Genomic DNA, 8,203 nt, shown 5'->3' with positions numbered 1-8,203 from the left:
AAGCCCGCAGGCCGTGGCCCGGCGCGTCGCCCGGCCTAAGGGTTAAGCCTTTCGGTTTAAAGCTTTAGACAGCCGCCCCATCCTCAACCGAGGGTGGGGCGGTTTTCGTTTGGGGGCGGTGCTTTTCATATCATTGACTTCAGCAATCAAATAAGTTGCTATAGTCAAATAAATGAGAAAGAACGCGCCATGATTCTTGAGCCGGACCTTGCGCAGATCGATAGCATCCGCGCCTTCAACCGCTTCTACACGGCGAAAATCGGCGTGCTGGAGGAAGGGCTGTTGAACAGCCCCTATTCGCTCACCGAAGCCCGCGTGCTCTATGAACTCGCCCATCGCGACGGGCTGACGGCGCGTGATTTGGGGCGCGAGTTGGGGCTCGATCCCGCTATCTCAGCCGCCTGCTGAAGAAATTCCAGGCGCAAGGGCTGCTCGCCCGCCACCGCTCCGATCAGGACGGGCGGCAACAGGTTCTCGCACTGACCGAGGCGGGCCGAACCCGTTTTGCCCCGCTCGAAGAAACATCCCGCGCCGAAGTCGCCGCCCTGCTGCGCGCCGTGCCGCCCGCCGACCGGGCGCGTTTGGAGGCCGCGATGAGCAGCATCCGGCAGGTACTCGACCTCGGCCAAAGCGCGGGCGAAACCCTCATTCGGCCCCATCAACCCGGCGATTTAGGCTGGATTATCCACCGGCAAACCCGGCTCTATACGCAGGAATTCGGCTGGGATGGCAGTTTCGAAGCGATGCTGGCCGAGATCGCGGCGCGCTTCATCGCCACCGTTCAGCCGGAGAAAGAGGCCTGCTGGGTCGCCGCGCGGAACGGCGAAATTCTGGGCTCGGTGATGCTGGTCGAGCACTCTCCCGGCGTCGCCCAACTCCGCATTCTCTATGTGGAAGCTTTCGCGCGCGGCCTCGGGCTCGGGGCGCGGCTGGTTAAGACCTGCGACGATTTTGCGCGCGCGGCGGGCTACGGTAAAATCATCCTCTGGACCAACTCGATTCTGCTCCCGGCGCGGCGGCTCTATGAGGCGGCGGGCTATCGGCTGATCGAATCGGAAGCCCATGAGAGTTTCGGGCAGAAGCTGATCGGCGAGACGTGGGAGAAGGCGCTTTAGCTATTCCCCCGTCTGCAACAGTTTCCCGGCTTTACGGGCGGCATTGAAGCAGCGGTGGAAGATAAAACCCGCGCCGATCATATAGACCGCGTTCAGCCCGATCGCGGCGAGCAGATGGTTCCACGGCACTGGCTTGCCGAACATCACTGCGCGCATGCCTTCGAAGACGTGGGCGGCGGGTAGGGCGTAGGAGATCGGTTGCAGCCAGCCGGGCAGGCTTTCGACGGGGTAATAGATCCCGGCAAGTGGCGCGAGAATGAAGGTGCCCATCCAGGCGAGGTTTTCGGCCCCGAGGCCGACGCGCAGGACGACGCCGGACAGGGCAATCCCCATCGCCCAGCCCATCAGGATCAACTGACTGAAAAACAGCAGCAGAACCGGCCCCATTGCGAACAGCGAATAATCGTAGAACAGCAGCGCAATCAGCGCCGCCGGGCCGACGCCGAGGATGACGCGGATGAGGCCCATGCTGGCCAGCGAGGCGGCGAACTCCAGCGGGCGCAGCGGCGTGACGAACAGGCTGCCGAGATTGCGCGACCAGATTTCCTCCAAGAATGCCAAACACACGCCGATTTGGCTGCGCACGGTGATTTCCCACAGCAGCACGCCCGCGATGAGCACGCCGAAGGCCTGTTCGAGCCACGGGCTGCGGCTGGTGAAGAAATTGGTGAAGAAGCCCCAGATGCAAAGCTGCACGGTCGGCCAGTACACCAGTTCCGCCATCCGCGCCCAGGAGCCGCGCAGCAAATACATATGGCGCAGAATGAGAGCCGCGATGCGCGTGAGGGAGGCGGCAACGGCGCTCATGCGGGCTCCGTTCGGCCGGCGCGGGCGATATCCAAGAACACTTCCTCCAGGGTGGTGCGGCCATAGCGGGCGATCAGACCGGCGGGCGTATCATCGTCGACGAGTTTTCCCGCGCGCATCATCAGCACTCGGTCGGCCAGCCGTTCGACCTCGCCCATATTGTGACTGGCGAGCAGCAGCGTCGCGCCGGTTTTCGCCTGGAACTGCGCGAGATAGGTGCGCACCCAATCGCCGGTATCGGGGTCGAGCGAGGCGGTCGGCTCGTCCAGCAAGAGCAGCTCGGGCTGATTGATGAGGGCTTTCGCCAGCCCGGCGCGCGTTTTCTGTCCGGCAGACAGGCTGCCTAAGGGCCGGTCGCGCAAAGCGGTGAGGCTCAAATCTTCCAGAACCTCATCAATGCGCTCTTTGAGGCGCGGCACGTTATAAAGCCGACCATAGACGGCGAGATTCTGGCGCACGGTGAGCCGAAACGGTAGTTCCACATAAGGGCTGGAGAAATTGAGGCGCGGCAGGGCGGCATAGCGATTGCGCACCATATCGATGCCCAACACCTCGATCTGCCCCGATGTCGGCGTCAGCAACCCCAGCAGCATGGAAATCGTCGTCGTCTTGCCCGCGCCATTGCCGCCAAGCAGCGCCGTAATGCTGCCGGGGGCGATGGTGAAGCTGAGTTCATCGACCGCCGCCGGGGTGCCGGGCGGGCCGAAGCGCTTGACGAGATCGGTGACGCGCAGAGGGATCACGCCGCGCTCTCGGTGGCCGGGGCGGGGCGGCGCATGTCGATGTGGCGAATATTGTCTTCGAGATACTCTTCGCCGACCGCACCGAAACCGAAGCGGGCATAGAAGCCCTCCAGATGGGCCTGGGCGGAAAGCTGCATAATGTGCGGGCCGCGCGTGGTTTCGACTTGGCGGATGGCTTCGGTCAGCAGCAGGCCGCCGAGTTTGACGCCGCGATACTCGGGCGCGACGACGATCCGCCCGATAGTGGTCGCGGCATCGGAAAGCAGCGTCGCAAGAGAACTGCCGTGGGGGGCGACGGCCCCGTCGAGTAGGCGCAGGGTTCCGACCAGCGCGCCGCCCTTGCGCGTCGGATCGAACGCTAGCAGATGTTCGGCCGCAGGGTCGCGCCCGTCGATTTCGGGGAAGGGGCAATTTTGTTCCACCACGAAAACATCTTGGCGCAGGCGCAGCAGATCGTGAACTTGGCGGCCCGTGAGCCGGTCGAACTCGGCCCAGAGGAAATGGGGAATCATGGTGACGTTCCGTCGCATCGTCTCAGTGCGGCGGATGGTGCATGGAGTTCTCCTATGCGTCCAGCCCCGATCCGTCCTATATCTCATGCCATGCTAGGATTTCGGGCGTGGAAGAAAAACCGGGCAGCCGCGCGCGCGGCGGAGGCGAGCGATACCGACTCCGCGAAAACGCCGCCTGCCGTGTTGCCGTCGGATCGGCCTTCGCCGGGCGGGCTTGCGTCCCCCCGGTTGCCGGGCCGTGCGCAGCGTTCGCTGCTGAATACCGAGGAACTGCCCGCCGCGCGCGGGGCCGTGCGGGTGCGCACGCTGCTCTATTTGCGCTGGATCGGGCTGTTCGGGCAGGTGCTGGCCATCTATATTACGGAAGTCCTGCTGCATCTCGAAACGCCGCTGGCGGCCTGTTTGGCGGTGATTGCCGCCTCGGCGGTGGCCAATCTGCATTTGCTGAACAATCGCCCGTCGTCGGCTTGGCTCGGGCGGCGGATGGCGACGCTGCATCTCGCCTTCGACGTGACCCAGGTCAGCGCGCTGCTCTATCTGACCGGCGGGCTCCAGAACCCCTTCGCCATGATTATCATCGTGCCGGTGACGATCTCCGCGACCATCCTGCCGCTGCGCTCGACGATGGCGCTGGGGGCGATGGCGATTGGCGCGGTGACGCTGCTGGCCTTTCTCTATAAGCCGCTGCCCTGGCCCGATGCCGTGGGGTTGACGCTGCCCCGGCTCTATCTCGGCGGGGTGTGGGTGGCGTTGGTGACGACTGTTCTGTTCGTCGGCGGCTATGCCTGGCGCGTGGCGGCGGAAGCGCGCAGCATGGCGAATGCCTTGACGGCCACCAAGATGGCCTTGGCGCGCGAGCAGCGCCTCTCGCGGTCGGCGGGGTGGCGGCGGCGGCGGCGCACGAGCTGGGAAGCCCGCTCTCCACCATCGCCGTGGTCACGAAGGAATTGCTGCGCGATGTGCCGCTGGATAGCCCGATCCGCGACGATATCGAGTTGCTGCAAAGCGAGGCCAGCCGCTGCCGGGAAATTCTAGCGGGGCTCACCGACGCGCCCGAGCGCAAATCCGAATCGCCGCTGGATCTGACCCCCGTTACCGTTCTGCTCACCGAATTGGCCGAAGCCGCGGAAACCTTGGCGACCGAGGTCGATATGGTCCCCAGCCCCGATTGCGCGGGCGACGAGCCGACTTTGCCGCGCACGCCGGAACTGGTTCACGGCCTGACTAATTTTATCAATAACGCCACGCAATTCGCGCAAAACCGCGTAGCGATTACCGTACTGTGGGATGCCGAAGACCTCGCCATTCTAATCGAAGACGATGGGCCGGGCTTCCCGACCACGGTGCTCGACCGGCTGGGCGAGCCCTATATTTCCACCCGCGAAGGGGAAAGCGGCCATATGGGGTTGGGCGTGTTCATCGCCACGACGCTGCTGTTCCATACCGGTGCCACCGTCGAGTTCGGCAATGGCGACCGCAGCGACCCGGAGGGGGGTGGGCTCGGGGGCGCGCGGGTGCTGATCGCTTGGGAGCGCGACCGGCTGTCGGGCGATTTGGCCTGGGGCGGCAAAAGCTGGGGGGCGGCCCCCTTGCCGCCGCTTGCGGGATCGCGGGAGAGCGCGGCAGAATGAGGGATGAAACCGAATTCCCATATAAGAAATAGGGTTATATAAGAAACGAAACGAGGAAACGCCGATGACCGACACCCCGCCCCCCGATCTTCCTGCCGATTTTGCAGACGGCGATCTGCCGCCGCTCAGTCCCGATGCGCGCGCGCTGCTGCTGGTGGACGATGATCTGCCCTTGCTCACCCGCCTCGCGCGGGCGATGGAGAAGCGCGGGTTCGAGGTGCGGACCGCGAGCACGGTGGCCGAGGGCATTCGCTTGGCGCAAGAAGCCCCGCCCGATTACGCCGTCGTCGATTTGCGCCTGACCGATGGCAATGGTCTGGATGTGGTCGCCGCCCTGCGCGAGGCGCGGGAAGATATGCGCATCGTCATGCTCACCGGCTACGGCAATATCGCAACGGCGGTGGCGGCGGTGAAAGCGGGTGCGGTCGATTACCTGCCCAAACCGGCGGATGCCGACGCCATCGAAGCGGCTTTGCGCGTCGGCGAGGGCTCATCGCTGCCGCCGCCGCCGGAACTGCCGATGTCGGCGGAACGGGTGCGCTGGGAGCATATTCAGCGGGTCTTCGAGCAGTGCGACCGTAATGTGTCGGAAACGGCGCGGCGCTTGCGCATGCATCGGCGCACGCTCCAGCGCATTCTCGCCAAACACGCGCCCCGGTCTTAAACTCCAATGCCCGAACTTCCTGAGGTCGAAACCGTCCGCCGGGGATTGGAGCCGGTCTTGCTCGGCGCGACCTTTACGCAGGTTCTCGTCCGCCGCCCGAACCTGCGCCGCCCGTTCCCGGACCGGCTGGCCGAGCGCTTGACCGGACGGAAAGTTACGGCGCTGCGGCGGCGGGCGAAATATCTGCTGGTCGATCTGAGCGGCGGCGACGCGCTGCTCATCCACCTCGGCATGTCGGGCCGCATGGTGATTTCGCCCGCGCGCCCAAACGATCTCGACAAGCACGATCATTTCGTCATGGAGACCGACCGGGGGCCGGTAGTGCGCTTTAACGACGCGCGCCGCTTCGGTTCGGTCGATTGGATCGCGCCGGGGGAGGAAGCGGGCCACGCTCTGTTGCGCGACATCGGGCCGGAACCCTTGGGCGACGGGTTTTCGCCCGCGCAATTCGCCAATGCCTTGGCCGGGCGCATCGCCCCGATTAAAGCCGTGCTGCTGGATCAGCGCTACGTTGCCGGGATCGGTAATATCTACGCCTGTGAAGCCTTGCATAAGGCGGCCATTCACCCGGCCCGCGCGGCGGGAGACTTGACGGGCGCGGAAACTTCGCGTCTCGTAGAGGCCGTGAAAACGGTTCTGGCGGCGGCGATTGCGGCGGGGGGCTCCACGTTACGCGATCATCAGCAGCCGAATGGCGAGTTGGGCTATTTTCAGCATCGCTTTCAGGTTTATGGTCGCTCGGACGAGGCTTGCCCGCGCTGCGGGGCGGGCGCTGTGATCGAACGGCTGGTCCAATCGGGCCGATCGAGCTTCTTCTGTGCGACGTGTCAACCTTAGAGAGTGTTCCCATGCTCCGCCGTTCCCTGCTGTGCTCCCTCGCCCTGCTGCCCTTGGGGCTCGCCAGTCGGGGGGCGGTCGCTCAACATCGCTACCTCGCTGGGATGGAAGATGTGCCGCTCGCCCCGGCGCTGGCGACGCCGGAGCCGCCGTTCAGCTTCGACAGTCCGCAGGGGCGCATCGTTATCACCTATGCCAAGGGTGCGACCGACCGGGCGAGCGTGCTGGCCTTCTACGCCACCTCGCTGCCGCAACTCGGTTGGCGGCGGGAGGAAGAGACGCTGTTCCGGCGGGAGGGCGAAAGCCTGCGCCTCGAATTCGGCCGCCCCGCGCGGGAGTTGACCGTGCGCTTCACACTGGCACCGGCTTTGTAAAAAACATCTAAAGGGGAGAAACGATGGCATTCGAAACCATTCTTGCGGAAACACGCGGCCCAGTGGGCCTGATTACCCTCAACCGCCCGAAGGCGCTGAACGCGCTGTCGAAGCAACTCATCGCCGAATTGGCCGAAGCCCTGACCGGGTTCGAGAATGACGATGCCATCGGCTGTATCGTCATCACCGGCTCGGAGCGCGCCTTTGCCGCCGGGGCCGATATTAAGGAAATGAAGGACAAGAGCTTCGTTGAAGCCTTCTCGCAAAATTTCATCGGCCTCAACGATTGGGAGCGCGTCACGCTTTGTCGCAAGCCGGTGATCGCGGCGGTGGCGGGCTATGCGCTCGGCGGCGGCTGCGAGCTGGCGATGATGTGCGACTTTATTTTGGCGGGCGATAACGCGCGTTTCGGCCAACCGGAAATCACCATCGGCACGATTCCCGGTTCGGGCGGCACGCAGCGCCTCACCCGCTTCGTCGGCAAGTCCAAGGCGATGGAAATGTGCCTCACGGGCCGCCAGATGGACGCCGCAGAGGCCGAACGCGCCGGGCTGGTCTCCCGCATCATTCCGGTCGCCGATCTGCTGGAGGAGGCCCTGAAGGTCGCAACGCAAATCGCCACCCTCTCCCGGCCCGTCGTGCTGATGGCCAAGGAAGCCGTGAACCGCGCCTATGAAACCACCCTGGCCGAAGGCGTGAAGTTCGAGCGCCGCCTGTTCCACAGCAGTTTCGCGCTGGAAGATCAGAAGGAAGGCATGAACGCTTTCGCCGAAAAGCGCCCGCCGAATTTCAAGCACCGCTGAGCCGGGGCGGGCGGCGGATGTGACAGTTCGATGCGAGACCGCCCTTGACTCTGCCCCCGGCACCCGGTACAAGCACGCCTCTGTTTTAGCCAGTAGAATGAGTTTGTAGAGCAATGGCTCACCATCTGTCCGCAAAGAAGCGTATTCGTCAGACCGAACGTCGCACGGCTGTGAACAAGGCCCGCGTGAGCCGGATTCGCACCTTCGTGAAGAAGGTCGAACTGGCCCTTTCCGCCGGTAGCTACGCCGATGCGCGCAGCGCCCTGCAAGCTGCCCAACCCGAGCTGGATCGTGGCGTCAGCAAGGGCCTTTTGCATCGCAACACGGTTGCGCGCAAAATGTCGCGTCTGTCGGCGCGCGTTAAGGCTTTGAACGCCGCCAACTAAGTCTAGCCGTCCCATCTGGGGCGCGCTGTTAGGTTGAGAAGAGTGAAAGCTGTTTCTCGACCCGACATTTTAGACAAATTGCAAAAATGCCTGACTTGACCCATAGGTCGCGTCAGGCATTTTGTTTGTTGGCTTGTCAGAATTTTATTCTGGCTCCTGGCTGACGTATCAGGGGCTCGGTAATTTTCTCCGGCGGGGGACTGTGATTGATTCGCGACAGCGGCGGTTCCCGGCTTTGTTCGCGCTAAGATCACCTTGCCAAACCACCCGAGTCACGCCTACAGTATTCCGAACGATCCGATGGGTGGTTTCAGGTGTAAACTTGATCTGC

At 63.9% G+C, this 8,203-nt stretch carries 12 protein-coding genes; 9 read left to right on the top strand and 3 right to left on the bottom strand.

From position 1 onward, the window contains the following. Window positions 1-189 precede the first annotated feature (189 nt). Both VZ95_RS27160 and VZ95_RS27155 read left to right on the top strand, forming a co-directional pair. Entirely contained in the window at window positions 190-408 is a 219-nt protein-coding gene (locus VZ95_RS27160; protein WP_232302634.1) for a MarR family transcriptional regulator, read from the top strand. Window positions 409-593: 185 nt separating this feature from the next. Continuing rightward, window positions 594-1,115, top strand: a complete 522-nt coding sequence (locus tag VZ95_RS27155; protein ID WP_232302633.1) for a GNAT family N-acetyltransferase — start codon at window positions 594-596, stop codon at window positions 1,113-1,115. Here VZ95_RS27155 and VZ95_RS11720 read toward each other — a convergent pair whose 3' ends face one another. The 3 genes from VZ95_RS11720 to VZ95_RS11710 are packed head-to-tail and all read right to left on the bottom strand — an operon-like array spanning window position 1,116 to window position 3,177. Beyond that, entirely contained in the window at window positions 1,116-1,922 is an 807-nt protein-coding gene (locus VZ95_RS11720; protein ID WP_045776000.1) for an ABC transporter permease, read from the bottom strand. Further along, window positions 1,919-2,665 (bottom strand): ABC transporter ATP-binding protein, encoded by a 747-nt coding sequence (locus tag VZ95_RS11715; RefSeq protein ID WP_045775999.1) that lies wholly within the window; start codon window positions 2,663-2,665, stop codon window positions 1,919-1,921. The genes VZ95_RS11720 and VZ95_RS11715 overlap by 4 nt, the downstream gene beginning before the upstream one ends. Next, window positions 2,662-3,177 (bottom strand): GNAT family N-acetyltransferase, encoded by a 516-nt coding sequence (locus tag VZ95_RS11710; protein ID WP_052711708.1) that lies wholly within the window; start codon window positions 3,175-3,177, stop codon window positions 2,662-2,664. Before VZ95_RS11710 ends, VZ95_RS11715 begins: the two co-directional genes overlap by 4 nt. Window positions 3,178-3,231: 54 nt before the next feature. Here VZ95_RS11710 and VZ95_RS25565 point away from each other — a divergent pair, with 54 nt between their 5' ends. The 7 genes from VZ95_RS25565 (at window position 3,232) to rpsT (ending at window position 7,872) form a co-directional block, all read left to right on the top strand. Further along, a complete protein-coding gene (locus VZ95_RS25565; protein WP_198148258.1) occupies window positions 3,232-4,212 on the top strand; it encodes an ActS/PrrB/RegB family redox-sensitive histidine kinase in 981 nt (326 codons plus the stop codon). After that, the gene (locus VZ95_RS24130; RefSeq protein ID WP_332308081.1) at window positions 4,110-4,808 is read left to right on the top strand and encodes an ATP-binding protein; all 699 of its coding nucleotides are present in this window, start codon (window positions 4,110-4,112) and stop codon (window positions 4,806-4,808) included. Before VZ95_RS25565 ends, VZ95_RS24130 begins: the two co-directional genes overlap by 103 nt. A gap of 64 nt (window positions 4,809-4,872) precedes the next feature. Further along, window positions 4,873-5,472, top strand: a complete 600-nt coding sequence (locus tag VZ95_RS11700; RefSeq protein ID WP_045775997.1) for an ActR/PrrA/RegA family redox response regulator transcription factor — start codon at window positions 4,873-4,875, stop codon at window positions 5,470-5,472. Window positions 5,473-5,478: 6 nt separating this feature from the next. Beyond that, a complete protein-coding gene (mutM, locus tag VZ95_RS11695) occupies window positions 5,479-6,309 on the top strand; it encodes a bifunctional DNA-formamidopyrimidine glycosylase/DNA-(apurinic or apyrimidinic site) lyase (RefSeq protein WP_045775996.1) in 831 nt (276 codons plus the stop codon). A gap of 11 nt (window positions 6,310-6,320) precedes the next feature. After that, the gene (locus tag VZ95_RS11690; RefSeq protein ID WP_045775995.1) at window positions 6,321-6,683 is read left to right on the top strand and encodes a hypothetical protein; all 363 of its coding nucleotides are present in this window, start codon (window positions 6,321-6,323) and stop codon (window positions 6,681-6,683) included. Between the two features lie 23 nt (window positions 6,684-6,706). Continuing rightward, entirely contained in the window at window positions 6,707-7,486 is a 780-nt protein-coding gene (locus VZ95_RS11685; RefSeq protein WP_045775994.1) for an enoyl-CoA hydratase, read from the top strand. A gap of 113 nt (window positions 7,487-7,599) precedes the next feature. After that, the gene (gene rpsT / locus VZ95_RS11680; protein ID WP_045775993.1) at window positions 7,600-7,872 is read left to right on the top strand and encodes a 30S ribosomal protein S20; all 273 of its coding nucleotides are present in this window, start codon (window positions 7,600-7,602) and stop codon (window positions 7,870-7,872) included. Window positions 7,873-8,203 lie beyond the last annotated feature (331 nt).

This window comes from Elstera litoralis, from assembly GCF_000963705.1.
GTDB classification, from domain to species: Bacteria; Pseudomonadota; Alphaproteobacteria; order Elsterales; family Elsteraceae; genus Elstera; species Elstera litoralis.
The sequence above is the reverse complement of the archived record's forward strand: the minus strand, read 5'-3'. Positions and strand labels throughout refer to the sequence as shown.

Excerpts from the sequence above, each read along its gene's own strand:
- VZ95_RS11720 (WP_045776000.1), bottom strand. The coding sequence starts at position 1,922 with ATGAGCGCCGTTGCCGCCTCCCTCACGCGCATCGCGGCTCTCATTCTG.
- VZ95_RS11685 (WP_045775994.1), top strand. The coding sequence starts at position 6,707 with ATGGCATTCGAAACCATTCTTGCGGAAACACGCGGCCCAGTGGGCCTG.
- VZ95_RS27155 (WP_232302633.1), top strand. The coding sequence starts at position 594 with ATGAGCAGCATCCGGCAGGTACTCGACCTCGGCCAAAGCGCGGGCGAA.
- VZ95_RS11710 (WP_052711708.1), bottom strand. The coding sequence starts at position 3,177 with ATGATTCCCCATTTCCTCTGGGCCGAGTTCGACCGGCTCACGGGCCGC.
- VZ95_RS11690 (WP_045775995.1), top strand. The coding sequence starts at position 6,321 with ATGCTCCGCCGTTCCCTGCTGTGCTCCCTCGCCCTGCTGCCCTTGGGG.
- VZ95_RS11700 (WP_045775997.1), top strand. The coding sequence starts at position 4,873 with ATGACCGACACCCCGCCCCCCGATCTTCCTGCCGATTTTGCAGACGGC.
- rpsT (WP_045775993.1), top strand. The coding sequence starts at position 7,600 with ATGGCTCACCATCTGTCCGCAAAGAAGCGTATTCGTCAGACCGAACGT.
- mutM (WP_045775996.1), top strand. The coding sequence starts at position 5,479 with ATGCCCGAACTTCCTGAGGTCGAAACCGTCCGCCGGGGATTGGAGCCG.
- VZ95_RS27160 (WP_232302634.1), top strand. The coding sequence starts at position 190 with ATGATTCTTGAGCCGGACCTTGCGCAGATCGATAGCATCCGCGCCTTC.
- VZ95_RS25565 (WP_198148258.1), top strand. The coding sequence starts at position 3,232 with ATGCGTCCAGCCCCGATCCGTCCTATATCTCATGCCATGCTAGGATTT.